Consider the following 23,519-nt stretch of genomic DNA (forward strand, 5'->3'; position numbering starts at 1 on the left):
GTCCGGCTCCAGTTCGGGCGCTAGGACCGCTCCCGGCCCCAAAGCAGGACATAAGGTTGCGCCCCGCGCAGTCCAGATGCCGAGCACCAAGCGATGGCGGTGCTTCGCGTTGCGGGCGCAGGCGCCGATAGGCACATGGCATCCAAACAGATTCGCCCCGCAGCGCACCCGGGCTCACGCTGACCTAGTGGTCCAGGCCCAATCGCTGGCGCTCAGCCCGGGAAGTTGGAGCCGAAACCCCAGCCCTGTACTGGACGGCGTCCGCGTGCACCCGAGGGAGCGCAGAGCAGCGCGGCTGGGGCATGACGCCGTCGCTGGGGTATGGTTGCCCGCCGCGCGCTCTCGGGTGTAAACAAACAATGCGGAGGTCCGCTGTACAGCAAACTACGGACGTGCGTCGGGGATGGGCTTCCGTCAGCAGTCGGCCAATTCCGGTCGTTGCCGCTCCGTGGCGACCCGACTGCCCAGGAATCCTTAGCAGACACGTCTTAGGCGAGAGACCGGGAGCCCGGTATACCGGCGGAGAGGCTTCCGTCTGACCCGGACGCGCGCTAGCATGTGGAGCACCAAACAGAGAACACGTACACTAACGATGGGTTACGCGGAGCTGATCAAGAAACTGGAGACACTGCCGGACGAGAAGCGGGCCGAGGTTTTCGATTTCGTCGATTATCTGGCCGCCCGATTCGCCAGCCACCGAGGCCCCGCCATGGATCAGTGGACGGATGAGGAGTTCGCCGACATGGCGATGCAGCAGGCATTGCGCGGCATGGATGATGATCCGGTCATTTACGGTGACGCCGATCTCCGCGAGCGTTGGCCATGAAGCGCGCCGGGCAAATCGCCTTGACTCCCTTTCCCAACACAGATCTCTCCGGTTCGAAGCTACACCCCGTCTTATTGATCCGTCAGGCATCCAGCCGCGCCGATGACTGGCTGGTTTGCATGGTGTCCTCGCAACTGCATCAGGCCGAACCCGGTTTTGATGAGATCATCTTTACGAAAGACCCTGATTTTGCAGGTTCCGGCCTGAAAGCGCCTAGCGTCTTGCGCCTTTCGCGGCTCGCGGTATTGGACGGCGCCCTGTTGATAGGGTCTATTGGGTCGATCAGCGAGGAACGTCTGAGCGCGGTCCGCGCCCGGCTTGCGGAGTGGTTGGCGGCGGAGCTATGAGTCGGTGGTATCGGAAAGAAATTGAGCCTAATCCGAATAGCGCTAGATTAAGGCCACGAACTCGTACAAACCAGTTGCTTGCGATGACTTTGATCCGGCGATCCACGCTGCGTCTACCGTGAAGGTCTGCGGTTTCCTCCCGCGGGATTGGCTGAAATCATGCAGGCTGCGGGCGAAGGGCTTCGCTAAGCGATTGATTTTAAGGGGCTGTCGGTTAAGCGAGTGCCATTCGGCCCCTTATTCCGCTCATCTGACCCCGCCCATCCGTTATGGCGACCGAGCAACCCGCGGCCCCTTCGAGCCCCATCCACGCCAACGAGTCCGATCTCGCTGATGCGAGGGGCCTACACAGTTCCCTTGCCAACGGTAGGCCCAGTGTCTGAGCAGGATGCGCTTGCAGCGCTGAGGGCCGAAAACGCGCGCCTGATCGGGTTACTGGAGGCCCATGGAATCCAGTGGCGACAGCCTACCGAGTCCCTTTCCCCCGTCTCCGAGCGGGAAACACAAGGGCTATCGACGCGCGAGAAAGTAGCGCTGTTTCGTCGGCTGTTCCGAGGCCGCGACGATGTCTTTCCGATCCGTTGGGAGAGCAAGACCAGCGGCAAGTCGGGCTATGCACCAGCTTGCGCCAACGAATGGCGCTCTGGCGTGTGCGACAAACCGCGCATCAAGTGCGCGGACTGTGCTCATCGCGTACTGATCCCGCTGACCGATACCGTCGTCTATGACCACCTGGCAGGCAAGCACACGATTGGCATCTATCCCTTGCTGGAAGACGACACCTGCCACTTTCTAGCAGTCGATTTCGATAAAGCCGACTGGCGCGCCGACGCGCGCGCCTTCGCCCAGTCTTGCGAGGACCTGGGGGTCCCCGTCGCGCTCGAAATCTCGCGCTCCGGCCAAGGGGCGCATGCCTGGATCTTCTTCGATGGCCGCGTGCCGGCGCATGAGGCCCGTCGGCTTGGCACTACCCTGATCAGCCACACCTGCGCCCGCACCCGGCAGCTGGAGCTGACCTCCTACGACCGACTTTTCCCAAGCCAGGACAGGCTGCCCAAGGGCGGCTTCGGCAACCTGATTGCCTTGCCGCTGCAAAAGCAACCGCGAGAAAGCCAGTGCAGCCTGTTCGTCGACAGCGACTGGCACGCGTATCCCGACCAATGGGCCTTCCTGGCATCGATAAGACTGATGGCGCCGCAGGATATTGAGCCCGCGATCTTGCGCGGTGGCGGCGGGGTTCATCCATTGGATATTGCCTTCATTGATGAGGAGGACCAGGCGGAGCCTTGGAAGCGCCCTAAACCGGCGGCCAGAGCGCTACCAGCACCGATGCCCAAGCGCATCACCATGACGTTGGCCGACCGCGTCTATTTCGAGAAGGCACAACTGCCGCAGCCGCTGGCTAACCGGCTGATCCGCCTCGCCGCGTTCCAAAACCCTGCTTTCTACCGGGCGCAGGCCATGCGCCTATCGGTTTGGAACAAGCCCCGCGTGATCGGCTGCGCGGAAAACTATCCTCAGCACATTGCGTTGCCGCGCGGATGTCTCGATGCCGTCCTGGAACTGTTGCAGGACAACGCGATTGGCAGCGAAGTCCACGACGAGCGGTCTTCAGGCCGACCCCTTGAGGTCGAGTTCGCCGGCACCCTGCGATCCGATCAAGCCGAGGCAGTCTCCGCGATGCTGCAACAGGACACCGGGGTTCTCTGCGCGCCAACGGCGTTTGGCAAGACGGTGGTCGCGGCCGGAATGATCGCTGAGCGTCGTGTCAACACCCTGGTCCTAGTGCATCGAACGGACCTGCTCAACCAATGGCGGGAGCGTCTGCAATCCTTTCTCGGCGTCGGCCAGGGCGTGATCGGGACCATCGGCGGCGGAAAGACCAAACTCAGCGGCAAGATCGATCTTGCCGTGATGCAGTCGCTGTCGCGTCGGGGCAAGGTCAACCCGTGCGTCGAAGACTATGGTCAGGTCATTGTGGATGAGTGTCACCACCTCGGTGCCACCTCCTTCGAGGACATTCTCAAATGCGTCAAAGCGAGATACGTCCTAGGCCTAACCGCCACGCCGATCCGCCGCGACGGCCAACAGCCCATCATCTTCATGCAGTGTGGCCCCATCCGACACACGGCGACCCAACCCGCCGGCGCCCCGCGTGACCTTGCCGTGCTGCCGCGCGAGCTGTCTGGGTGCATTGATCTACCGCCAGATGCAGGGATTCAGGAAGTCTTTCGTCACCTGGCCAACGATCAGGATCGGACTAAAGCAATAATCGACCCGATCCACAATGCGGTGGAACACGGGCGCAAGGTCTTGGTGTTGACCGAACGCACAGACCATGTTCATACCATCCATGCCGCACTGGAGGGTACCATTCCATCCCTTTTCGTGTTGCACGGACGGATGTCGAAAAAGCAGCGAGCCGCCTTGGTCGCTGAACTGGATGCGCTGGCGCCAGATGCGCCGCGCGTGTTGGTCGCCACCGGCAAACTGGTCGGTGAGGGCTTCGATCATCCGCCGCTCGACACCTTGGTACTGGCGATGCCCGTGTCGTGGAGGGGGACGTTGCAGCAATATGCCGGCCGCTTGCACCGGGAACATGCCATCAAGACCGACGTACGCATCATCGATTTCATCGATACCGGTCATCCGGCACTACAACGCATGTGGGACAAACGCCAACGGGGGTATCAAGCGATGGGCTATCGCATCGCAGACCAACCTGAGCTGGATGTCCGCTGAGCGGTGCTTTGCTGTCGTTCAATCTCTCAGGAAAGATGTCTCCTATGGGTCGCTATGTAAAGCTTTACATAGCGACCCCTATGTAAAGTTGCCAACTATGTAAATCGTGGCACGGCGGTCTTCGTAAGTCGCTGTGTTTGCGAGCCTCAGCGGGAAGGAACGGGGAGCGAACTTTACATATTTCTGCGGTTTACTGAGAGGCTCCAGCCGCTTCAGGAGACCGCGATGAGCAGTGCAGGCCAACTTCCCGAGCGATCAATCCGCCAGCTTCGTGGCAGCCCGTTGGCACCTTACGTGGACGCCTTCGCACGCTACCTCGGCGAGCGCGAGTACGCAGCTCAAACGACGACGACCTATTTCGGATGCCTGGCACACTTCGGGCGTTGGATGCACCGGCACCGAATCCCGGTCGAATCCCTCGGCGCAGATAGGGTCGCGGAGTTTCTCAACGGCCACCTTCCCCGGTGCGATTGTGCCGCACCCGTTGTTCGCGCCCATGCAGAGTTGCGGGCGGCGCTTGGGCATCTGTTGATCGTCTTGCACGCCAACGCAGCGCTACCGGAACGGTTGCCGGGGACGCCGGTCGAGGAGGAACTGCGTCGTTTCGGCGAACGGATGGAGCGTGTGCAGGGACTTGCCCCCAAGACGCGCACCCAGTACCTGCGAACGGTCCGCCGTCTGCTCGTCGAACACTTCGGCGATCAGGCCATCGACTTCGACGCCGTCACGCCCGAGCGCGTGCGTCGATTCGTCGCCCGTCAGAGCGAACGCTACAGCAGCCCGGCCAGCGCCGGCACGCTGATCTCGGCGTTGCGCGGCTACTTCCGTTTCCGCGCCACCTGTGGCGATCGGGTACATGCGCTCATCGGAGTGCTGCCCTATCCGGCCAACTGGCAGTTGGCCTCCTTGCCGAAAGGCCTGAGCGATGCGGAAGTTCAGCAGCTGGTGGATTCGCTCGGTTGGGAGGGGGCGTCGGCGCGGCGCGCCGATGCTATGGTGCGCTGTGCCCTGGATCTGGGCTTGCGCAGCGGGGAGATCGCCACGCTTGGCCTCGATGATATCGACTGGCAGGCCGGCACCATCACCTTGCGCAGGACCAAGAGCCGTCGCGAAGACACCTTGCCGTTGCCGCCGACCACGGGACAGGCCATCGTCGATTATCTCCTGCACGAACGCCCGCCGAGCGCCAGTCGGGCGGTCTTCGTTCGCCGCATCGCGCCTTGCGACCGCCCGCTCGGCGCCGACTGCGTGCGCAAGAGCATTCGCCAAGCCTACGCCCGTGCCGGTTTGCCCTATACCCGCTCGCATCTGCTGCGCCACACCATGGCCAGTCGCCTGCTGGCGAGCGGCAGCTCGCTCAAGGAGGTGGCCGATGTCCTGCGCCATCGTTCGCTCAACACCACGCTGATCTACGCCAAGCTCGACAGCCGGACGCTGACCGCCGTCGCGTTGCCATGGCCAGGAGGTGCGGCATGAACACCATGACCGCCATGCAATCGTCCGTGGCGCAATTCCTGGAGGAACGTCGTCGGCTCGGGTTTGCCTCGCGCTCGATGGGGCATGCCCTGCGCAGCTTCGCGCATTACATCGATGGCCTGGGAACACCGGCGCCGCTCACCGTCGAGGCCATGGCCGCGTGGGCGCGCTGTCCGAAGAACGGCAGTGACAACCCGCTCACTTGGGCGCGGCGACTGAAGATCCTGCGCCCCTTTGCCCGATGGATGCAGCAGTTCGAGCCAGGTACCGAGGTGCCCGACGACACTGTCTTCGGCGGTGTCGACCAGCGGTTGGCCCCCCACATCTACACCGAGCAGGAGATTGCTGACCTGCTGGTCGCCGCGCGTGGTCTGTGTCCGCCGTTACGCGGCGCCACCTACGAAACTTTGTTCGGCTTGTTGGCGGCAACCGGTCTGCGTGTCTCGGAGGCGCTGCACCTGTTCGATGCGGATGTCGATCTGCGCTCGGGCCTGCTGACAGTCCGGCGAACCAAGTTCGCCAAGTCCCGCCAGATACCGCTGCATCCGAGCACGCTGGAGGCGCTGAAAGCGTACTGTCGGCTGCGCGATCGGCAGGTCGCGCGTAGGGAGGAAACGCCGTTGTTTGTCGGCACGCGCGGTGAGCGCCAGGGATGCGCGCTGAGTCTGCGGCAAGTCGCTCGGGTGTTCCGCGGCCTATCCGACCAATTGGGGTGGATCAACCGTGGCGCCCATCACGCGCCGCGCATTCATGACCTGAGACACACGTTCGTCGTGCGTCGCATGCTGCTCTGGCAGGCGCAGGGGGTCGATGTCGACCAACAGATGTTGGCCCTGGCTACCTACGTCGGCCATGCGATGGTGACCAACACCTACTGGTACATCACAGCAGTGCCCGCGCTCATGGCACTGGCCACCGAACGGTTCGAGCCGCTGCCCCCAAGCGCCGAGGTCGACCATGTCTGAAGCCAACGCCGTACACACGCCTTCATTTCCGGCGCTGGTCCAGCAGTTTTTCACCGACCATCTGCTCGCCCAGCGCGCCATGAGCCCCAACACGGTCGCGTCCTATCGCGATGCGATGCTGCTGTTCCTGGACTTCGCGCACGAACGTCTGGGCAAGGCCCCGACCGAGCTGTGTCTGGCGGATATCGCGCCGGACCTCATCCTGGCATTCCTCGATGACCTGGAACGGCGGCGCAACAACTCGGTGCGCAGCCGCAATCTGCGCCTGACTGCCCTGCGCGCGTTCCTGAAGTTCGCCGGACGGCACGATGTCGCCTCGCTGCTGAGCGTCGAACGGGCACTCGCGGTACCCATGAAGCGCTTCGAGCGCCCCATGTTGGGGTTTCTGTCGCGCGAGGAGATGCTCGCGGTCATTGGCCAGCCGGGCGCGACCTGGACGTCGCAGCGCGACCACCTGTTGTTGACCATGCTCTACAACACCGGGGCGCGCGTCTCGGAGATCATCGCCGTGCAGGTCGCCGACGTCGTGCTGGATGCTTCCGCCTGTGTGCATTTGCACGGCAAGGGCCGAAAGCAGCGCGCAGTCCCGTTGTGGAAATCCACGGTCCAGGAAATCCGCGCGTGGCTGCGGCGCAATCCTGCGCTCGCGCGGGACACGCCGTTGCTACCCAACCGCGGCGGTCGCGCCATGACACGCCAAAACGTCAACCAACGATTCGATATCGCCGTGACCCGTGCCACCCAAACGCATCCCTCCCTCGCTGGACGGCATGTCTCGCCGCACACGATCCGTCATTCGACGGCGATGCATATGCTGCAATCCGGTGTCGCCTTCAGCGTGATTGCCCTGTGGATGGGTCACGAGAGCACAACGACGACACATCGATACGTGGAAGCGGACCTGGCGATGAAGGAACAGGCGCTCGCACGCCTCGACGAGCCCGATACGACGATCCATCGCTATCGCCCGCCCGATGCGCTGCGAGCATTCCTTCAAGCCCTGTAACTATGTAAAGAACCTGCTGGCTCCAACGCCCCGTACCGCTGGGGCCAGCAGGCGAACTTCACATAGTTTGCAACTTTACATAGGGGTCGTAAGCAGTAGTCGCCGCCGTCGCCCCTCAGCGTGCGTTGTGGGGCGGGAAGCTGACACTCGAGGGTCACGGGGCCGAGCAGCACCCGCCGCTCAGGGTCCGTTTTGGGCAAAAGGGGTCGGCGAAACGGGCAGAGCCGAATGGCGCTAAGTCAAGCGGAAAGCTCCCTGAATCATGCACTTGGCAGCCACCTTGCCGACTCAGCGCTGCTTCTTCGGATGGCCGTTGAGCAGCACCTCCTCACGCGCCTCGGCCCGCGGCTTGGTCAGCAAGGGGAACGACTTGGGCGGCGCTTGCGCTGACGGGGCTCGATTCGCCCCGGTCTGAGGCCAACCCGCGGCTCGGCGATGAGCAGCAGCAACCCATGTGTCAGGCGACATGAAAAACTGATTCCATGCCGAGCGGCCGCCCGTAACCTGGTGGACTGCGCTTCGCTTGTCCACCCTACGCCCTGCGCAATAGCGTCTGCTCGTCGCCGCCTTTGCCCTGGCAGGCCCCCGCGGCCACGTCGAGCAACGCGCCGCTGGCCAGACACAGTAGTACCACCAGGCGCATGACCGGGAAGCCCAAGCCCTCGCGTTGGCTCGCCGGCTGCGGATAGACAGCTTGGCTCGCCTCGGTGTCGTGCCGGCTCGTCGTCGTGCCGTCGGCCAACACCACCCGCCGGCCCCGCCACAGCCAGGCATCGCAGACGCCACCGGCCACCAGTTGGCCCGCGTGCAGCGTCTCGGTCGGCGGAAATCTGGTAATCCAATTTGCGAGAGGTCCAACTGGAAGCGCATTCGGATCGCACGATTTCGATAATCTTGGTCGTGCACAAGGTTCTTGAAACCGCCAAGATCGACTACGTCACCGCCAAGTTCAGTCCGTCCAACATCGCAATTGTCCCGCTCCAACACCTCCCGCGCATACATCAACGCCTGCACAATGGTGCTCTTGCCGGCGTTGTTCGGCCCGAACAGCAGCGTCAGTGGCGCAAACTCAATGCGCACCGGCTCGCGGATGCCTTTGAAGTTTTCGAGGGTCAGGGCCTTGAGGATCATCGTGATTTCCGTCGCGTGCGGTGGCGGCTAGTGTTCTTCGGTTGCATCCGGGTGTGGCCCGGCGAGCGCGTGGCGGACCTGTTGTAGAAGCGCGCTCGATACGTAGAGGCCGTGGCGATCGACGAGCAGGTTGAGCTGCTCTAGCGCTGTTGGCTCGTCCAGATGCCCGAAACGCCGCGCGAGGACGAGAATGCCGACGGTACCAATGGGGCGCAGACCCATCTGGCCGGCCTTGCGCCTCGCGGCGCCGTCGTCAACGGCGACAAGATCTGTGCCGCGCTCCCGCGCGAGCACGAGAGTTTCCAGCTCGCCCCGATGCAGGCTTCCAAGGGCGCCCCGGACGAAGGCTTCACCCAGATCGGATAGTTGAGATTGTTCGACGAAGTCCGGCAGTTTCAGGCCCGTCTCGGCCAACACGGCCGGTGGAGCTAGGACATCGGAGAAGCATTGTTGCAGCAGCCCGAGCGAGTCGATCTTCGAGAGGAAGATCAACGGGCTGGCGTTGGTGACGATTTTCACGACCGGTGCCCGGCAAGCTCGTCAACGAGGCGCAGATCCTCACGGATGGTCTCGTCGTCGATGGCGAAGCCACTGCCGAAGTGCTCCTTCAACCGATAGTGGAACTCCTCGTACCCCAGACCGGCCAGGGCGGCCGCCGCGCCAAAGCTGATCTTGTGTGCATGGTAAAGGCTGGCGGCGAGGAAGAAGTCTCCAGCGCCGTCGCCCAGCGACTCGAGGACGGGAGCAAACTCGGGGTTGATGGTGGGTACGGACATGATCGGGTTCCGGTCTGGCTTTCCTGGAGAGGCGCACGATGTGCTGAGAAGGGTAAAGCAGAAGCCGTGCCATCAGGGCTCGACGCCGTGGCGCTTGAGCCAATTGGTCAGCGTGGTCGCGTTACCGAAGCCGAGGAGCTTGGCGGCGCGCGCCTTGTTGCCGCCGGTCCCTGCCATGGCCTGTTGCAGATAGTGTCGCGCAACGCGGTCGATGATGCCATTGAGATCAATGCCTTGGCGGACATCCTGCGCGAGGATGGCGTCCTGCGCCTGGGCTTGGGTCGGGCTCGGCAGCAGGGCGTCGCGGGCGTCGTCGACATCGATGATCGGGCCGGGGGTCCAGACGGCGGCGCGCCGCAGTGTGTTGAGCATCTCGCGAATGTTGCCGGGCCAGGGATGCTCAAGCAGAAGCTTTCTTGCGGCAACGGAAATCTTTTTCGGCTCATAGCCGGGCTCGCCGGTGCTCTCGCAGTTCACCTGGTCGAGCAGGCGGTCGAGCAGCAGGGCGGCGTCTTGGTCGCGATCGCGCAGCGCGGGCAGTGGGATGACGGCGACCGCTAGGCGGTAGAAGAGATCCTCCCGGAAACGCCCGGCCGTGACCTCTTGGATCAGGCTGCGGTTGGTGGCCGCGATGAGGCGGACATCGACGCAGATCGCCGCGGTGGCACCGACGCGGGTGACCTCGCCTTCTTGGAGCGCCCGGAGGAAGCGGACCTGGGCCGGCTTGGGTAGCTCGCCGATCTCGTCGAGGAACAGGGTGCCGGTGTCGGCGGCCTCGAAGACGCCCCGGCGGGCGCTGGTGGCCCCGGTGAAGGCGCCCTTTTCGTGCCCGAACAACTCCGATTCGATCAGCTCCGGAGCGATCGCGCCACAATTGACGGTGATCATGGGGCAATCATGGCGCGGGCTGGCCTGGTGGATGGCCCGAGCCAGCAGCTCCTTGCCAGTGCCGGACTCTCCCTCGATCAGGACCGGGATCGAGCGCAGCGCGACCCGTCTGGCACGAGCAACGACCCGATGCATGACCGGGCTTTGGTGGATGATGGCATCGAAGGCGGGCGCGGCCGGTGGCAGACCGGCGGTGAGGCGGGTGAGCTCGCAATCCGGGCGCCTGAGCAGATCCGGGATGAAGTCTGCCGAGATCTGGAACGGGACTGCGACCGTTCTGACGCCGTGCTGAATCGAGGATTCGATGAGCTCCGCGGGAAAGCGAGTCTTGGCGATGATGATCCAGACCGCGGCCATGGCCGGCGTGCCAGGGCTCAGATGGAAAGTGAGATGGTCGGCCTGGCCGTTCACCTCCGCCGCCGCTTGAGCAGCGACAGTCCACGCGTGACGGTAGATGGCGTCGAAATCGGTTGGACTTGGCAGCACGGCCGGGTGGGGAATGACCCGCGTCTCGGTCCGCGGCACGAGCCATGCCAGATAGGTTTCGGCCTCTTCCGCCGAGCAGTCGCACAGAAGCTCCAGCCGCTCGAAACGCCCTGTTGCCAAGGCTTGTGCAACCGGCCCGATGCCGATTTGCTTACTCTCGGTGACCGCTCGAAGATCGGTGCGCCCGAGCCAGCTGATGAGAATGCTGTGCATGCCGGGAGGATACTCGTCTACGCCTGGTCGCCGCAGAGTGCTTCTTCAGCTCTCGTTTGGCTTGGTGTCAGCTTACAGAACGACCACGGATGCCGCACCCCGTGGCTTCATCTCGACTGTCGCAATCACACCGGTGCGGCAGATTCCATTGGCGTCCGTGACCGCTGATTGGGACGAAGCGGTCGTTGGCCCTGAAAGGGCCAACGGCGGGATTCGATCGTAAGCAGTAGTCGCCGCCGTCGCCCCTCAGCGTGCGTTGTGGGCAAAAGGGGTCGGCGAAACGGGCAGAGCCGAATGGCGCTAAGTCAAGCGGAAAGCTCTCTGAATCATGCACTTGGCAGCCACCTTGCCGACTCAGCGCTGCTTCTTCGGATGGCCGTTGAGCCGCACCTCCTCACGCGCCTCGGCCCGCGGCTTGGTCAGCAAGGGGAACGACTTGGGCCGGCGCTTGCGCTGACGGGGCTCGATTCGCCCCGGTCTGAGGCCAACCCGCGGCTCGGCGATGACCAGCAGCAACCCGTGGATGACCACGCCGTCATGGCTGGCACCGGCGCGCGCATGCCAACTGATTCCATGTCGAGTGTCGTCTTGATGTTGCGCACGTTAAGCTCGACGTCCCGGCGGCGCCCATACAGGGCCTTGAGCATGCCCTTGGGGGTGTCCTTCGGGCAGAGGCAGGTGGTGACCAGGATCTTGCCCCCCGCTGGAGAGCTCGCGCACCGTCAAGGTGTCGGGCACCTCGGCGTACTCCTGCGGGCTCATCCAGTCCGGGCGCTTCGGCTTGGTCCAGACGCTGAGAGGGTCCTTGTTGCCGAGGGCCTTGATCATCACTCCGGCCGCCTTGGGCGCTGACTGGGTAGTCAGGCCATCCCGGCCTGACACAATCAGGGCTGAAAGCCCCGGCTACGCAGGGTGCGCCCCCGGCGGCTTGATTGTTAGTGCAAGCCGTAGGGTGGACAAGCGCCAGCGAAGTCCACCACGGGGCCGCCCGTAACCTGGTGGACTGCGCTTCGCTTGTCCACCCTACGCCCTGCGCAATAGCGTCTGCTCGTCGCCGCCTTTGCCCGGGCAGGCCCCCTCGGCCGCGTCGAGCAACGCGCCGCTGGCCAGACACAGCAAGACCACCAGGCGCATGACCGAGAAGCCCAAGCCCTCGCGTTGGCTCGCCGGCTGCGGATAGGCGGCTTGGCTCGCCTCGGTGTCGTGCGTCGCAATCATGGCTTTCGCAGCCGTGTTTGCCGGCTGGGGCTTATGGCACTTCAACCGCTATCAGTCGCTGCTCGAAAATCTGGCCGCGCGCGGCGTGCAAGTTGAGGGTGTCGTTATCGAGAAGAGCCGGTCGTACCCGAGCGGGTCCAGCAGCGCCAGCCCGAGTTTCGTCATCGAGGTGGAGCACCGCTACGAGGGCCGGCCATACAGCAATCCCTATGCGGTGTCGCGATCACAATACGAGGCATTGGCTGTCAGCGACCGCGTTGGGGTGACCCTGTTGCCCGACGAGCCGGGCCTTGATCATAAGTCCGTCCAGAACCCAGCGTCGCCGATGGTTACGCTTCTGCCAAGCCCATCAAATCAGACACTTAGTCTGAAGCATCGGAGACCGGCGCAAGAAATGGTCGGAGTTATGATCAAGGCCACGAGCCGGGCATGGCGCAGCTGACCGAAGTGGTCGACGGCGACGCGACGCATAGGGGCTTCATTGCGCTGGATCGGTAGCCCACCGGGCGCTGCTTACCGGGCGCTGCTTACCGGGCGGAGAAACGGCCGTTCATAATGGCTAGCGCTCCACGAGTCCCGCCCCGTCCAAAAGCTCCATAAGCGGTATGGACAGAAACAGGAGCCAGAGCAACGCCAGCACGGCGGCTTCCTTGACGAAATAGCCCTTGAAATAGTCGAAACCCGGTCTGCGCTCGTAGACATCCGGGCGGAAGGACCAGAAGGCGCCCGCCCGTGTCGGGCCGCCATCGAGCATCGGCATGCGCCGGGTGATGACGCTAGTTCGATAGGCTGTGATCAGCCGCCCCGTCCACAGCGCCAGCGGCGCCGTAACCGCGGCCATTTTGGCGGCGTAGGCGGAATCAAAAGAGATCGACAATAGCAGGTATAGCCCGCCGCCGACCACCACTGCTAAAGCCAGATACTGTAGGTATCGCATGTCTGCCCCTATGCCCCGGTGACGGGCGATACGCCTCCCGAAACCCTATTTGCGTGCTTGATTGCGTCTCTCGGCGTTCATTTGCGGACTCCATCCGGCCCGCAAGCCCGCAACGTCAAACGCCCTGATACCCCGATACCACCCCAGGAACCGCGCGATGCCGTCCTCGACCAATGCATCCGGCTTGTATTCCTGCCGCTCCACCAGGTCGGTGGCGTCGGCTTGGGTGTCGGGCACGTCGCCGGGCTGCAGCGGCAGCAGGCTCTTTCGTCGTCCCGGGCACGGGCTCTTAGCCCGCCGGGAGCGCCTTGGGGCCTGGCTTGGGTTATGGGGATGTCATTCGGCTGCGGTGGCCGGTGGGCGCACCGTCAGCAAATGCACCCGCCGGCTGTCGGCGCGCATGACGGTGAAGCGGAAGCCTTCGATCTCCGTGCGCTCGCCGCGGGTGGGGAGGCGGCCGAAGGCGTTGGTGACCAGCCCGCCGATGGTGTCGAACTCGCCGGGGTCGAGGCCACTATCGAAATAGTCGTTGAAGTCCTCGACATTGGTGCGGGCCTTGACGGTGTATTCGCCTTTGCCGCGCTTGAAGATGAAGGCGCCCTCGTCGTGGTCGTGCTCGTCTTCGATGTCGCCGACGATCTGCTCCAGCACGTCCTCGATGGTGACGAGCCCGGCGGCGCTGCCGTATTCGTCGACGACGATGGCCATGTGGTTGCGGCTGGAGCGGAACTCCTTGAGCAGGACGTTGAGCCGCTTGCTCTCGGGTACGAAGACGGCGCCGCGCAGGTGGTCGCGGATGTTGAAGGCGCCCTGCCGGCGGCTCTCGGTGCAGTAGGCGAGCAGGTCCTTGGCGAGCAGGATGCCGATGACCTCGCCCTTGTCTTCGCCGGTGACCGGGAAGCGCGAGTGGGCGGAGTCCACGGCGATCTCGAGGATGCGCTCCAGCGGGTCGTCGCGGCGGACGCTGACCATTTCCGCCCGCGGGATCATGATGTCGCCGACCCGCAGATCGGCCACCTGCATGACGCCCTCGATCATGCCGAGGCCGTCGCGGTCCAGCAGGCCCGTGCGCTCGGCGTCTTGCAGGATGTCGATGAGTGCGGCCCGATCCTTGGGCTCCCGGCCCAACAGGCGGCAGACCCGCTTGCGCCAGGGGATGCGCTGGGGAATGGGCTGGGGTGTGGCTTGGGAGTTGGGCTGCGCGTCGTTACGCGCTCGATCGGTGGTCATCAGGGTCCTCGGGGACCTCGTAAGGTGTGGGAAATCCTAACCCGCGCAGAATGGCGCTTTCCAGGGCTTCCATTCGGGCGGCCTCGGCCGGGTCGATGTGATCGTATCCGAGCAGGTGCAAGGTGCCGTGGACGATCAGATGCGCCGTGTGGGCGCTGAGCGTCTTGCCCTGGTCGGCCGCCTCCCGGCGCAGCACCGGGGCGCAGATCACCAGGTCGCCCAGCTCCGCGTCCAAGTCCTCGCCCAATGCTTCCAACGCCTCTGGGGGCAGGCCGGATGGTGGCTCGAAGGGAAAGGACAGGACATTGGTGGGGCCGGACTTGCCGCGATAGGTCTCGTTGAGCCGCGCGCCTTCGTCGGTGTCGACGACGCGCAGCGTCAGTGCGGCCCTGGCACGCGGCTCGGCCGAGCCCGCGATCAAGGCGGCGCTCACCCAGGACGCGAGCCGCTCATCGCCGGGGAGGTCCGGCGCGTCGCAGGCACGCTGGACGCCGAGCAGGACTTCGGGCGCCGGCGATAGGGATGACGGAGGCTCCCCGTCCGCGGCAGCCGGGGGCTGGGTGGTGCTGCTCACGCCTCGTCGCCGTTCTCGTGCGGCCCTTCGTCCGGGGCTCGGCGCTCATGCCCTGAGTCTCTGTCGCGACGGTGTCGGCGCTCCTGGCGGCGATCATGCGCATCGTAGGCGTTGACGATACGCTGCACCAGCGCATGGCGCACCACATCACGGGCGCCAAAGTGGGTGAAGCCGATGCCGGGGACGTCCTGTAGCACACCCAGGGCCTGCTTGAGCCCGGACGGCTGCCCGCGGGGCAGGTCGATTTGGGTCACGTCGCCGGTGATGACGGCCGTGGAGCCGAAGCCGATGCGGGTGAGGAACATCTTCATCTGCTCCGGCGTGGTGTTCTGGGCCTCGTCCAGGATGATGAAGGCGTCGTTCAGCGTGCGCCCGCGCATGTAGGCCAGGGGCGCGACCTCGATGACATTGCGCTCAATGAGCTTGTTGACCTTCTCGAAGCCCAGCATCTCGAACAGGGCGTCGTAGAGCGGGCGCAGGTAGGGATCGATCTTCTGCGCCAGGTCGCCGGGCAGGAAGCCGAGCCGCTCGCCGGCCTCCACCGCCGGGCGCACCAGCAAGAGCCGGCGCACCCGCTCGCTCTCCAGCGCTTCCACGGCGCAGGCGACGGCGAGATAGGTCTTGCCGGTGCCGGCGGGACCGACGCCAAAGCTGATGTCATGGGTGACCATGGCATGCAGGTAGGCCTGCTGGGTGGCACCGCGGGCCTTCACCAGGCCGCGCTTGGTCTTGATGATGACATCCGGCAGGCGCTCGGCGGTGTCCTCGGCTGCGGCCTCGGCGTCCGCCTGCTGGAGCTGCAGATGCACGGACTCGGGGGAGACGGCCTCGGTCTCGGCGACGTCGTAGAGGTCGCGCAAGACCTGCTCCCCGGCGGCCGCCGCCGCTGGCTCGCCGACGATGCGGAAGCTCACGCCGCGGTTGCTGATCTCGATGCCGAGACGGCGCTCGATGAGGCGCAGGTGCTGGTCGAAGGGCCCGCACATGCTGGAGAGCCGGGCGTTGTCTGCGGGCGCCAGCTCCAGGTCGATGCTGTAGGGCTCTGGACTCAAAGGGGGCTCAAATGGGGGCTCGGGTAGCGGCGGCGCCTTCGGCCAAGGTGGCGGCATCCGCTGGCGCGTAGGCCGTCGCTGCCGCAGGGCTTGGGTCGGTCAGCTCGCCGCGCAGGGAATTGGGCAGGATCTCGGTGATCCGCAGGTCAACGAAGGTGCTGACCAAGCTGTCGGGGCCGGCGAAGTTCACCACCCGGTTGTTCTCGGTGCGGCCGGCGAGCTGGCACGGGTCCCTGCGCGAGGGGCCTTCCACCAGCACCCGGTGTATCTGCCCCAGCATACGCCGGCCGATGGCCTGGGCCTGATGGTTGATCTGCTGCTGCAGCCGCGCCAAGCGTGCCTGCTTGACGGCGTGGGGCACGTCGTCCGCCAGCGCCGCAGCGGGCGTGCCCGGGCGCTGACTGTAGATGAAGCTGAAGGACTGATCGAAGCCGATGTCGGTGACCAGCTCCATGGTGGCGTCGAAGTCGGCCTCGGTCTCGCCGGGGAAGCCGACGATGAAGTCCGACGACACGCTGATGCCGGGGCGTGCGCGCCTCAGTCGGCGGATCTTCTCCTTGTATTCCAGTGCCGTGTGGCCGCGCTTCATCTGCGCCAGGATGCGGTCCGAGCCGCTTTGCACCGGCAGGTGCAGGAAGCTCGCCAGCTCCGGGACCTCGGCGTAGGCCTCAATGAGGCTGTCCGAGAGCTCCATGGGGTGCGAGGTGGTGAAGCGAATACGCTCGATGCCGTCCACGGCGGCCACGTAGCGGATCAGCAGCGCCAGGTCGGCGATCTCGCCGTCGTGCATGGGGCCGCGGTAGGCGTTGACGTTCTGCCCGAGCAGATTGACCTCGCGCACGCCCTGCTCGGCGAGGCTCGCGACCTCGGCGATGACGTCATCGAAGGGCCTGCTGATCTCCTCGCCGCGGGTGTAAGGCACGACGCAGAAGGTGCAGTACTTGGAGCAGCCCTCCATCACGGAGACGTAGGCCTTGGGGCCCTCAGCGCGGGGCTCCGGTAGGCGGTCGAATTTTTCGATCTCCGGGAAGGAGACATCGATCTGCGGGGCGCGCTCGGCGAGCAGGCTGTCGAGCATCTCCGGCAGCCGGTGCAGGGTCTGCGGGCCGAACACCAGGTCGACAAAGGGCGCTCGTGCGCGGATGGCCTCGCCCTCCTGGCTCGCGACACAGCCGCCGACGCCAATGACCAGCTCCGGGCGCCGCGCCTTCCACGGCCGCCAGCGCCCGAGCTGCGAGAAGACCTTTTCCTGCGCCTTCTCGCGGATGGAGCAGGTGTTGAGCAGCAGGATGTCCGCCGCCTCCGGGCGGTCCGTCAGCTCCGCGCCATGGGACACTCGCAGCACGTCCGCGATACGCGCGGAGTCGTACTCGTTCATCTGGCAGCCGTGGGTCTGGATGTAGAGCTTGCGTGTCATGCGTTGAAGAAGATGGCGGCGGCAGGTCGTCACTCAACCGAGACCGGGTATTTGAGCCACGAAGAGCACGAAAGGGCCCAGTAGGATATACAAGTCTGCGCCGTCATCACCGGATGCTCGAGACCTCGGCGACGCTTGCCTCCAAGTCCCTGTCTTGCTTCGTGGTCTTTCTTCGTGGGCTGGTCTTTACTCGGCGCAAAGGTGCGACCGCTGGCCGACGCAGCGAAAGGGCTGCCCGCTAGGGTGCAGATCACCCAAGAAGCCCGCCAGTCTGGGAATGCCGTCCTGTTGTGTCAAGCACTTGAGGTTACATCGCCACGCCCGATGGGTTTGCCGCCGGATGCTCCGATCATCACGCCGACCCGCGCCTTGCCGCTGTGGGAGCGGCATCCCTGCCGCGACCGGGCCGCGACCGGCGCGCCCATCGCTGCAAGCATGACCCCTCGGCACTGCGCCTGCGGCCGTCATCAGCGTTTGCCCTGCAGCAGGGATTCGGGATGACGCTCCAGGTAGTCCGCGAGGCTGCGCAGGGAGCGCGCGGCACGCGTGGCCTCCTTCAGCAGCTCCGAGAGCTCGTAGCGGGTCGCCGAGCCCTCGCCGGCGAAGTCGGCGAGGGCGCCCATGGCCGCCTCGGCCTCGCCGAGGGCGCCGGTGGCGGCGTTGGCGATGGGATCGATGCGCGTCTCCAGGTTACGGGTCAAGCCGGAGATGTCGTTGCTGACGTCGTCCAAGCGCTGCTCGATGCGGGTCGCGAGCGGGCCCACGCGGGCCTCGAGCGTGGTGGCCAGCTCGCCGTAGGCCGCCAGCGTCTTGTCGGCACGCTGAAGCAACGGCCGCAGCTCCGTGTTCAGCTCCGTGAGCGCCGTGCGGGTGCCGTCGAGGGTGTCGTCCAGATTCTCCAGCGACGAATGCAACGCCGGCGAGCGTAACAGCTCCTCTAAGGCTTGCAGCGTGCCCGTGGCGGCGCCCACCAGGCTGCCGAGGTCGATGGTCTGGAGCATCTCTTCCACCTGATCCCGGGTGGCCGGTGTCGGCGGCACCTGCACCGGGCCCCGGGTCTCCTGAGGGGCGGTCAGCGGCGGTGCGCTCGGCTCCAGCCCCAGGGTGATGACGTACTGGCCGGTGACGAAGCTCACGGACTCCAGCTTGGCGCGCAGGCCATGCTCGGCCACTAGCTCCCGCAGCAGGGATTTCAGATCCCGCTCGTCCTCGCCGGAGGACTCCAGGATATGCATTTGCTTGGGCCAGATCTCGTAGTGCACGGGAATGCGAAAGCGCCCTCGGCCGGACTCGTAGTCCACGCCGATACTGGTCACCTGGCCGACAGGCACGCCCTGGAAGAGGACCTGGCTGCCGACGTTCAGCCCCTGCACCGTCGTGGTGAAGTAGGTGACCATGGGCACGCGCTCGCGCATCCAGGCGCCGCTGCTGAACACCAGGATGGCCACCACCACCAGCACCAGGGCGCCGAGCACGAAGCCGCCGATGACGGTTGGGTTCGCTTGCTTGCTCATCTGCGCGCGCCTGCTGCGCGGTGGGGGTGCCAGGCAAGCGTGGGGGAGCATTGGGGATAGGGCGCCGACAGAGCCGGGGGCTCAGGGCCGAGGGCTGAGGGCTGAGGACGGCGTAGCCCGGGCAGCCGGGAGCGCGCAGCGGGGTGTGCGTCCTGCTGCGGGCTGTCTTTGCGGGCGTTGCTACGCGGCGGCATCTTGGTCGGCCTCGCCGCGGGTCAAAAAGGCCCGCACCTGCGCGACTGGGCTGTGATCGCGCAGCTCGTGCGGGTTGCCGGTGGCAAGCATGGTCTTGGTCTCGGCATCCAGAAAAACCGCATCGTCGGCGATGGTAAAAATGCTGTCCAGCTCGTGGGAGATGACCACCATGGTGGTCCCGAGGCTTTCGCGCAGCTCCAGGATCAGCTCGTCCAGCCGGCGGGCGGAGAGCGGGTCCAGCCCCGCGGAGGGCTCGTCGAAGAATAGGACCTCCGGGTCCAGGGCCATGGCCCGGGCCACGCCCACGCGCTTGCGCATGCCGCCGCTGATCTCCGACGGGTAATGGTCGCCGAAGCCGGCGAGACCCACCAGGGCGAGCTTGTACTCGGCGATGGCGCGCATCTGCTCCGGCGCCAGCTTCGTGTATTGCTCCAGGGGCAGGCAGATGTTCTCTTCCAAGGTCATGGAGCTCCAGAGTGCACCGCTTTGATACATGACGCCGTTGCGGCGCATCAGGGCGCTGCGCCGCGCCGCCGGCAGCTCCCACAGGCTCTCGCCGCCGAGCAGCACCCGCCCCGACCAGGGCGCGAGCAGCCCGGTGAGGCAGCGCATCACCGTGCTCTTGCCGCAGCCGCTGCCGCCCATGATGACGAAGACGTCGCCGCGGCGGATGTCGAAGGTCAGATCCTGCTGCACCAGGGTCTCGCCATAGCCGAGCGTGATCCCCTCCACGCGGATATGCGCCGGTGCCGAGCCCGTGCCCGCATTGCCGTCGGGGGCGCTCACGACAGCCCCACCGCGTCGAAGATGATGGTAAGCACCGCCGCGGCGATGACGATGAAGACGATGGCGGTGACCACTGCGGATGTCGTCGCCTCCCCAACGGCGGCGGCGCTGCGCCCGCACTGCATGCCCCTGAGACATCCGGAGGCGGCGACGATGGCGCCGTAGACCGTCGCGGCGATCAGGCCCTGGATGATGTGGTTCCAGCCGATGGCGAGCTGCGTCTGCGTCATGTAGGCGGACAGCGTGATGCCGCCCACCACCGAACCGACGAAGGCCCCGCCCAGGATGCCGAGCAGGTCCGCGTAGATGGCCAGCAGCGGTGTCATGGCGATGAGCGCCAGCATACGCGGCAGCACCAGGAACTCCATGGGCGAGATGCCGAGGGTGCGCAGCGCGTCGATCTCCTCGTTCACCTGCATGGTGCCGATGCGCGCGGCGAAGGCTGCACCCGTGCGCCCCGCCAGCACGATGGCGGTCACCAGCGCGCCCATTTGGATGACGGTGGCGAGCCCCACCAGGTCCGCGACATAGATCTGAGCACCGAATTCCGCGAGCTGCTGATCGCCGATGTAGCCGAGGATCATCCCCACCAAAAAGCTCACCAGCCCGACGATGGGCAGGGCGTCGGCCCCGGCCTCCTGCATGATCACCCACAGGTCCGACTGCTTGAACCGCGCCCGGCCCAGCAGGAAGCGGCGGAAGGCCAGGGTGCCCTCGCCGAAGAACTCCATGATCTCGCCGGTGGACTGGACTAGGTCCAGCGCGTCGCTGCCCACGCGGGTCAGGAAGGAGGGCGTTGGCTGCATGGCATGGCCGCCGCGGCCCGTCTGCGGGACCGAGCGGGCGAGCTCCAGGAGCTTGCGCAGGCCCGCGGGCAGGCCGTGCGCGTCGCACGCGATGCCGCGCTCGTGACAACGCTGGTCCAGCCCGGCGATGAAGGTGACCAGGCCCGAGTCCCAGTCCGTCAGCGCCGTGGTGTCGAAATCGAGCCGCGTCGCCGCCGGCGCCCGCGCCAACAGCCGCTCGGCGCGCGCCAACCGGGGCAGGCGCTGGGACAGCCGCCAGCTGCCGCCGAGCACCAGCGTTGCGTGCTCGCCGTCGCTGTGCAAGTCGACTGTGGGCGGGGCGGTGTCGGTCATGCGGTGCCGGCTGGGTGGGCTCCTTAGCAGTGGCAGCATGCTACGCGATGCGGGCTGGGTTGGCGCGCGGCGGCCGGCGCTCAAGCCGTTACCAGCGCGAGCTCGGCCGTGCCGCTCGCCGGGTCCGGCCTGAGCGTCAGCTGGACGTAGAAGCGCTCGGCATAGGGCCCGTCGCTGTAGCTCCAGCCGCCGACCACGTCCTCAGCAAAGACACCGAGGTGCAGTCCACCGCCGCCGCGCGGCGCGCGGGCGTTGTCTGGTCCCGGCTCACGGTGCGGCTGGGTCCGGTTTGCGCTGCGCGAGCGAGCAGTGCCGGACTCAGCCGCCGGCTTCCACCGCCTGCGGCCGTGTCGGGGCGGGCACTTGCCGCCGCGGCGAGAAGAGCCCGCTGCGGGCCGTTTCGGTGATGGCCGATACCGCCGGGTGCTTGATGCGCCGCTCGGCGGAAATGGCATAGAAGCGCTCGGTGACTTCGTCGGTGCGGCCGATGATTTCGACGTCGTATTTTTGGAGCACGTCGTCCTCCACCGCCTGCGGCACGCTGAACACGCCCGCACCGGCCTCACCGAAGGTCTTCATTAGGGCGCGGTCCTCGATCTCCGCGACCACCTGCGGCTTGACGTCCAGGCCGTCCAGCCATTGGTCCAGCACCCGGCGCAGGGCGCTGTGGCTGCTCGGCATGAGCATGGGCGCGCCGTCCAGCGATTGCGGAAAGCCCGGACGCAGCCGGGCGGCGAGGGAGCGGGCGGCACAGAACACACTCGGTGTCTCACCGAGGGGGTGGTTGTAGGCGCGGATGTTGAGCGCCGGGTTCAGCGGGCTGTCCGTCAGCACCAGGTCCAGCTTGTGCACCGACAGATCCGCGAGCAGCTCCGTCAGCGGGCGCTCGACGCATTGCAGCCGCACCGGCTCGTCCATGGCCAGCGCCGGCGCCAGCACCCGGTGGGTGAGCAGCTTGGGCACCACCATGGCGACGCCAACATTCAGCGTGAGCCCACCGCCGGGGGTGCGCCCGGCGAGCACGTCCTGGAGCTCGTCGCCAATGCGGAACATCTCGTCCGCGTAGGAGAACACCAGGCGCCCGGTGTCCGTCAGCGCGAGGCCGCGGCCGGACTTGGTGAAGAGCTTGGCGCCCACCTGCTCCTCCAGCTCCCGCAGCTGGCCGCTGATGGTCTGCGGGGTCAGGTGCAGGATCTCGGCGGCGCGGGCGATGGAGCCATGACTGGCAACGGACCAGAAATAGCGCAGGTGCTTGAGGTTCAGATGGGCCATGGGACTGAATGCTGGTTGGGCGGCTGGTGCAGAGGTGGTGCTACTGCCTGGACAGTTCGAAGACGCCGAAGGTTCTGGGGTCAAACTTCCGGGATTTCGAGCCGAGCGCTGCGACGGCGCGGAAGCGAGATCGGACCCGCGTTTCATCCTCTCTCTGCGCGTCGGCTGTCCGGAGCTAGGGTCGATGAGCGATGACGTCGGCCAGTTGGACAGGTGCGCTCAGGGGGCGCCCGTCCAGCACCGGGCGACCGGTCTCGTCCAACCACAGCCGGCCGGTGGCGAGCCAGCGCACCGCCAGCGGGTAGATGCGGTGCTCCTGCTCGAGCACGCGCGCCGCGAGACGCTCGGCGTCGTCCCCCGGCAGCACCGGCACCCGTGCCTGCAGCACCGGCGGTCCGCCGTCGAGCTCCTCGGTGACGAAGTGCACGGTGGCGCCGTGCTCGCTGTCGCCGGCTTCCAGCGCCCGCCGATGGGTGTGCAGACCCGGATACTTGGGCAGCAGCGATGGGTGGATGTTGAACATGCGCCCGCGGAAGCCCGCGACGAATTTCGGGGTGAGGATGCGCATGAAGCCGGCGAGCACCACGAGACCCGGCGCGAGCTCATCGAGCAGCGCCGCCAGCGCTCGATCGTACTCGGCACGACTGCCGAAGGCCTTGTGGCTCAGCACCCGGGTGGCGATGCCGGCGCGCGCGGCGCGCGTGAGGCCATAGGCATCGGCGCGGTTGCTGATCACCGCGCGCAGCTCGACTGGCAGCTCCCCGGCCTGGCGGGCGTCGATGAGGGCCTGCAGGTTGCTGCCTCCGCCGGAGATCAGCACCGCCACAGGCAGTGGTCGGGGGTGGGAGCTTGGGGCCTGTACTGCCTCATCGGCCACCGGCATACTCCACCACGGGCTCGCCGCGATGCGGGTCCACCCGGCCGATGATCCAGGCCTGCTCGCCGGCGGTGCGCAGCAGGCCGCAGGCGCCCGCGGCGCGGTCGGCGGCGACGCAGGCGATCATGCCCACGCCGCAGTTGAAGGTGCGCAGCAGCTCCGCCTGGCCGATATTGCCGGCGTCCTTCAGCCAGCGGAACACCGGCGGCGGCGTCCAGGTGCGCAGATCCACCACGGCCTTGGTGCCTGCCGGCAGCACCCGCGGCAGATTGTCGGTGATGCCGCCGCCGGTGATGTGGGCCAGCGCGTGCACGCCGCCGTGGCGCAGCAGCGCCAGCGCCGGCTTGGCATAGATGCGGGTGGGGGCGAGCAGGGCGTCGCCGAGAGTCGTGACCGCCTCGGCGTCCGGGTCGAGGGGCTGAGCTGGGGGCGACGCCCTGCTCGCCCCCACC

25 protein-coding genes and 2 pseudogenes are annotated in these 23,519 nt (G+C 66.1%); 7 read left to right on the forward strand and 20 right to left on the reverse strand.

The genetic code is table 11. The features are described 5' to 3' along the window. Nucleotides 1-592: 592 nt before the first annotated feature. From CKO31_RS05675 to CKO31_RS05700, 6 genes are all read left to right on the forward strand, one after another. Nucleotides 593-826 (forward strand): DUF2281 domain-containing protein, encoded by a 234-nt coding sequence (locus tag CKO31_RS05675; RefSeq protein WP_200234847.1) that lies wholly within the window; start codon nucleotides 593-595, stop codon nucleotides 824-826. Continuing rightward, the gene (locus tag CKO31_RS05680) at nucleotides 823-1,173 is read left to right on the forward strand and encodes a type II toxin-antitoxin system PemK/MazF family toxin (RefSeq protein ID WP_200234849.1); all 351 of its coding nucleotides are present in this window, start codon (nucleotides 823-825) and stop codon (nucleotides 1,171-1,173) included. Before CKO31_RS05675 ends, CKO31_RS05680 begins: the two co-directional genes overlap by 4 nt. A gap of 375 nt (nucleotides 1,174-1,548) precedes the next feature. Then, nucleotides 1,549-3,915 (forward strand): TOTE conflict system archaeo-eukaryotic primase domain-containing protein, encoded by a 2,367-nt coding sequence (locus tag CKO31_RS05685; protein WP_322789098.1) that lies wholly within the window; start codon nucleotides 1,549-1,551, stop codon nucleotides 3,913-3,915. A gap of 225 nt (nucleotides 3,916-4,140) precedes the next feature. After that, entirely contained in the window at nucleotides 4,141-5,391 is a 1,251-nt protein-coding gene (locus tag CKO31_RS05690) for a tyrosine-type recombinase/integrase (protein WP_200234853.1), read from the forward strand. Next, complete coding sequence (locus CKO31_RS05695; protein ID WP_200234855.1) at nucleotides 5,388-6,356, forward strand: tyrosine-type recombinase/integrase; 969 nt, start codon at nucleotides 5,388-5,390, stop codon at nucleotides 6,354-6,356. Before CKO31_RS05690 ends, CKO31_RS05695 begins: the two co-directional genes overlap by 4 nt. Beyond that, nucleotides 6,349-7,362 (forward strand): tyrosine-type recombinase/integrase, encoded by a 1,014-nt coding sequence (locus CKO31_RS05700; RefSeq protein ID WP_200234856.1) that lies wholly within the window; start codon nucleotides 6,349-6,351, stop codon nucleotides 7,360-7,362. Before CKO31_RS05695 ends, CKO31_RS05700 begins: the two co-directional genes overlap by 8 nt. Nucleotides 7,363-7,650: 288 nt before the next feature. Here the strand turns inward: CKO31_RS05700 and CKO31_RS27865 are convergent. The 8 genes and pseudogenes from CKO31_RS27865 to CKO31_RS05730 all read right to left on the reverse strand — a co-directional run. Further along, nucleotides 7,651-7,811 (reverse strand): annotated as a pseudogene (locus CKO31_RS27865) (IS4 family transposase); the annotation flags it as partial. 83 nt (nucleotides 7,812-7,894) lie between these two features. Beyond that, on the reverse strand, nucleotides 7,895-8,155 hold the full coding sequence (locus CKO31_RS26695; protein ID WP_242475173.1) for a hypothetical protein: 261 nt from the start codon (nucleotides 8,153-8,155) through the stop codon (nucleotides 7,895-7,897). Between the two features lie 206 nt (nucleotides 8,156-8,361). After that, a pseudogene (locus CKO31_RS27605) lies at nucleotides 8,362-8,493 on the reverse strand (AAA family ATPase); the annotation flags it as partial. A gap of 27 nt (nucleotides 8,494-8,520) precedes the next feature. Next, complete coding sequence (locus tag CKO31_RS27490; RefSeq protein ID WP_200234861.1) at nucleotides 8,521-9,012, reverse strand: PIN domain-containing protein; 492 nt, start codon at nucleotides 9,010-9,012, stop codon at nucleotides 8,521-8,523. Then, complete coding sequence (locus tag CKO31_RS05715) at nucleotides 9,009-9,269, reverse strand: UPF0175 family protein (protein ID WP_200234863.1); 261 nt, start codon at nucleotides 9,267-9,269, stop codon at nucleotides 9,009-9,011. The genes CKO31_RS27490 and CKO31_RS05715 overlap by 4 nt, the downstream gene beginning before the upstream one ends. 72 nt (nucleotides 9,270-9,341) lie before the next feature. Next, entirely contained in the window at nucleotides 9,342-10,856 is a 1,515-nt protein-coding gene (locus CKO31_RS05720) for a sigma 54-interacting transcriptional regulator (RefSeq protein ID WP_200234864.1), read from the reverse strand. A gap of 354 nt (nucleotides 10,857-11,210) precedes the next feature. After that, on the reverse strand, nucleotides 11,211-11,372 hold the full coding sequence (locus CKO31_RS05725; RefSeq protein WP_200234866.1) for a hypothetical protein: 162 nt from the start codon (nucleotides 11,370-11,372) through the stop codon (nucleotides 11,211-11,213). A gap of 507 nt (nucleotides 11,373-11,879) precedes the next feature. Further along, nucleotides 11,880-12,074, reverse strand: a complete 195-nt coding sequence (locus CKO31_RS05730) for a hypothetical protein (RefSeq protein WP_200234868.1) — start codon at nucleotides 12,072-12,074, stop codon at nucleotides 11,880-11,882. On the opposite strand from CKO31_RS05730, the gene CKO31_RS05735 reads away from it, so the two are divergent. Continuing rightward, on the forward strand, nucleotides 12,073-12,516 hold the full coding sequence (locus tag CKO31_RS05735) for a hypothetical protein (protein WP_200234870.1): 444 nt from the start codon (nucleotides 12,073-12,075) through the stop codon (nucleotides 12,514-12,516). The two genes, CKO31_RS05730 and CKO31_RS05735, sit on opposite strands and share 2 nt — an antisense overlap. 117 nt (nucleotides 12,517-12,633) lie before the next feature. On the opposite strand, the gene CKO31_RS05740 is transcribed toward CKO31_RS05735, so the two are convergent. The 12 genes from CKO31_RS05740 to CKO31_RS05795 all read right to left on the reverse strand — a co-directional run. After that, nucleotides 12,634-13,011, reverse strand: coding sequence for a hypothetical protein (locus CKO31_RS05740; protein ID WP_200234872.1), 378 nt, complete (start codon nucleotides 13,009-13,011; stop codon nucleotides 12,634-12,636). 45 nt (nucleotides 13,012-13,056) lie between these two features. Beyond that, complete coding sequence (locus tag CKO31_RS05745; protein WP_200234874.1) at nucleotides 13,057-13,248, reverse strand: hypothetical protein; 192 nt, start codon at nucleotides 13,246-13,248, stop codon at nucleotides 13,057-13,059. A gap of 99 nt (nucleotides 13,249-13,347) precedes the next feature. Further along, complete coding sequence (locus CKO31_RS05750; protein ID WP_200234876.1) at nucleotides 13,348-14,241, reverse strand: CorC family transporter; 894 nt, start codon at nucleotides 14,239-14,241, stop codon at nucleotides 13,348-13,350. Further along, nucleotides 14,219-14,740: an rRNA maturation RNase YbeY gene (gene ybeY / locus CKO31_RS05755; protein ID WP_200234892.1), complete on the reverse strand. Its 522-nt coding sequence runs from the start codon at nucleotides 14,738-14,740 to the stop codon at nucleotides 14,219-14,221. The genes CKO31_RS05750 and ybeY overlap by 23 nt, the downstream gene beginning before the upstream one ends. A gap of 71 nt (nucleotides 14,741-14,811) precedes the next feature. After that, entirely contained in the window at nucleotides 14,812-15,867 is a 1,056-nt protein-coding gene (locus CKO31_RS05760) for a PhoH family protein (RefSeq protein ID WP_242475175.1), read from the reverse strand. Nucleotides 15,868-15,874: 7 nt separating this feature from the next. After that, entirely contained in the window at nucleotides 15,875-17,284 is a 1,410-nt protein-coding gene (gene miaB, locus CKO31_RS05765; RefSeq protein WP_200234879.1) for a tRNA (N6-isopentenyl adenosine(37)-C2)-methylthiotransferase MiaB, read from the reverse strand. Between the two features lie 467 nt (nucleotides 17,285-17,751). After that, nucleotides 17,752-18,798, reverse strand: coding sequence for an MlaD family protein (locus tag CKO31_RS05770; RefSeq protein ID WP_200234881.1), 1,047 nt, complete (start codon nucleotides 18,796-18,798; stop codon nucleotides 17,752-17,754). A 180-nt stretch (nucleotides 18,799-18,978) separates the two neighbouring features. Then, nucleotides 18,979-19,779 carry an ABC transporter ATP-binding protein gene (locus CKO31_RS05775; RefSeq protein ID WP_200234882.1) on the reverse strand — a complete coding sequence of 267 codons (801 nt, stop codon included), beginning with the start codon at nucleotides 19,777-19,779 and terminating at the stop codon, nucleotides 18,979-18,981. After that, nucleotides 19,776-20,918: an ABC transporter permease gene (locus CKO31_RS05780; protein WP_200234884.1), complete on the reverse strand. Its 1,143-nt coding sequence runs from the start codon at nucleotides 20,916-20,918 to the stop codon at nucleotides 19,776-19,778. The genes CKO31_RS05775 and CKO31_RS05780 overlap by 4 nt, the downstream gene beginning before the upstream one ends. A gap of 318 nt (nucleotides 20,919-21,236) precedes the next feature. Further along, complete coding sequence (gene nhaR / locus CKO31_RS05785; protein ID WP_200234886.1) at nucleotides 21,237-22,190, reverse strand: transcriptional activator NhaR; 954 nt, start codon at nucleotides 22,188-22,190, stop codon at nucleotides 21,237-21,239. A gap of 175 nt (nucleotides 22,191-22,365) precedes the next feature. Then, entirely contained in the window at nucleotides 22,366-23,073 is a 708-nt protein-coding gene (gene purN / locus CKO31_RS05790) for a phosphoribosylglycinamide formyltransferase (protein WP_200234888.1), read from the reverse strand. Further along, nucleotides 23,057-23,519: AIR synthase-related protein (locus CKO31_RS05795; RefSeq protein WP_242475176.1), on the reverse strand; the 463-nt coding region annotated here is incomplete at its 5' end. The genes CKO31_RS05795 and purN, both read right to left, overlap by 17 nt.

Origin of the sequence: Thiohalocapsa halophila (assembly GCF_016583825.1) — a bacterium.
Taxonomy (GTDB): Bacteria; Pseudomonadota; Gammaproteobacteria; order Chromatiales; family Chromatiaceae; genus Thiohalocapsa; species Thiohalocapsa halophila.

Bases quoted from the DNA above. Each gene is read 5' to 3' on its own strand.
- CKO31_RS05675 (WP_200234847.1), top strand. From the start codon at position 593: ATGGGTTACGCGGAGCTGATCAAGAAACTGGAGACACTGCCGGACGAG.
- CKO31_RS05680 (WP_200234849.1), top strand. From the start codon at position 823: ATGAAGCGCGCCGGGCAAATCGCCTTGACTCCCTTTCCCAACACAGAT.
- CKO31_RS05690 (WP_200234853.1), top strand. From the start codon at position 4,141: ATGAGCAGTGCAGGCCAACTTCCCGAGCGATCAATCCGCCAGCTTCGT.
- CKO31_RS05695 (WP_200234855.1), top strand. From the start codon at position 5,388: ATGAACACCATGACCGCCATGCAATCGTCCGTGGCGCAATTCCTGGAG.
- CKO31_RS05700 (WP_200234856.1), top strand. From the start codon at position 6,349: ATGTCTGAAGCCAACGCCGTACACACGCCTTCATTTCCGGCGCTGGTC.
- CKO31_RS05715 (WP_200234863.1), bottom strand. From the start codon at position 9,269: ATGTCCGTACCCACCATCAACCCCGAGTTTGCTCCCGTCCTCGAGTCG.
- CKO31_RS05720 (WP_200234864.1), bottom strand. From the start codon at position 10,856: ATGCACAGCATTCTCATCAGCTGGCTCGGGCGCACCGATCTTCGAGCG.
- CKO31_RS05735 (WP_200234870.1), top strand. From the start codon at position 12,073: ATGGCTTTCGCAGCCGTGTTTGCCGGCTGGGGCTTATGGCACTTCAAC.
- CKO31_RS05730 (WP_200234868.1), bottom strand. From the start codon at position 12,074: ATGATTGCGACGCACGACACCGAGGCGAGCCAAGCCGCCTATCCGCAG.
- CKO31_RS05740 (WP_200234872.1), bottom strand. From the start codon at position 13,011: ATGCGATACCTACAGTATCTGGCTTTAGCAGTGGTGGTCGGCGGCGGG.
- CKO31_RS05750 (WP_200234876.1), bottom strand. From the start codon at position 14,241: ATGACCACCGATCGAGCGCGTAACGACGCGCAGCCCAACTCCCAAGCC.
- miaB (WP_200234879.1), bottom strand. From the start codon at position 17,284: ATGACACGCAAGCTCTACATCCAGACCCACGGCTGCCAGATGAACGAG.
- CKO31_RS05770 (WP_200234881.1), bottom strand. From the start codon at position 18,798: ATGAGCAAGCAAGCGAACCCAACCGTCATCGGCGGCTTCGTGCTCGGC.
- CKO31_RS05780 (WP_200234884.1), bottom strand. From the start codon at position 20,918: ATGACCGACACCGCCCCGCCCACAGTCGACTTGCACAGCGACGGCGAG.
- nhaR (WP_200234886.1), bottom strand. From the start codon at position 22,190: ATGGCCCATCTGAACCTCAAGCACCTGCGCTATTTCTGGTCCGTTGCC.
- purN (WP_200234888.1), bottom strand. From the start codon at position 23,073: ATGCCGGTGGCCGATGAGGCAGTACAGGCCCCAAGCTCCCACCCCCGA.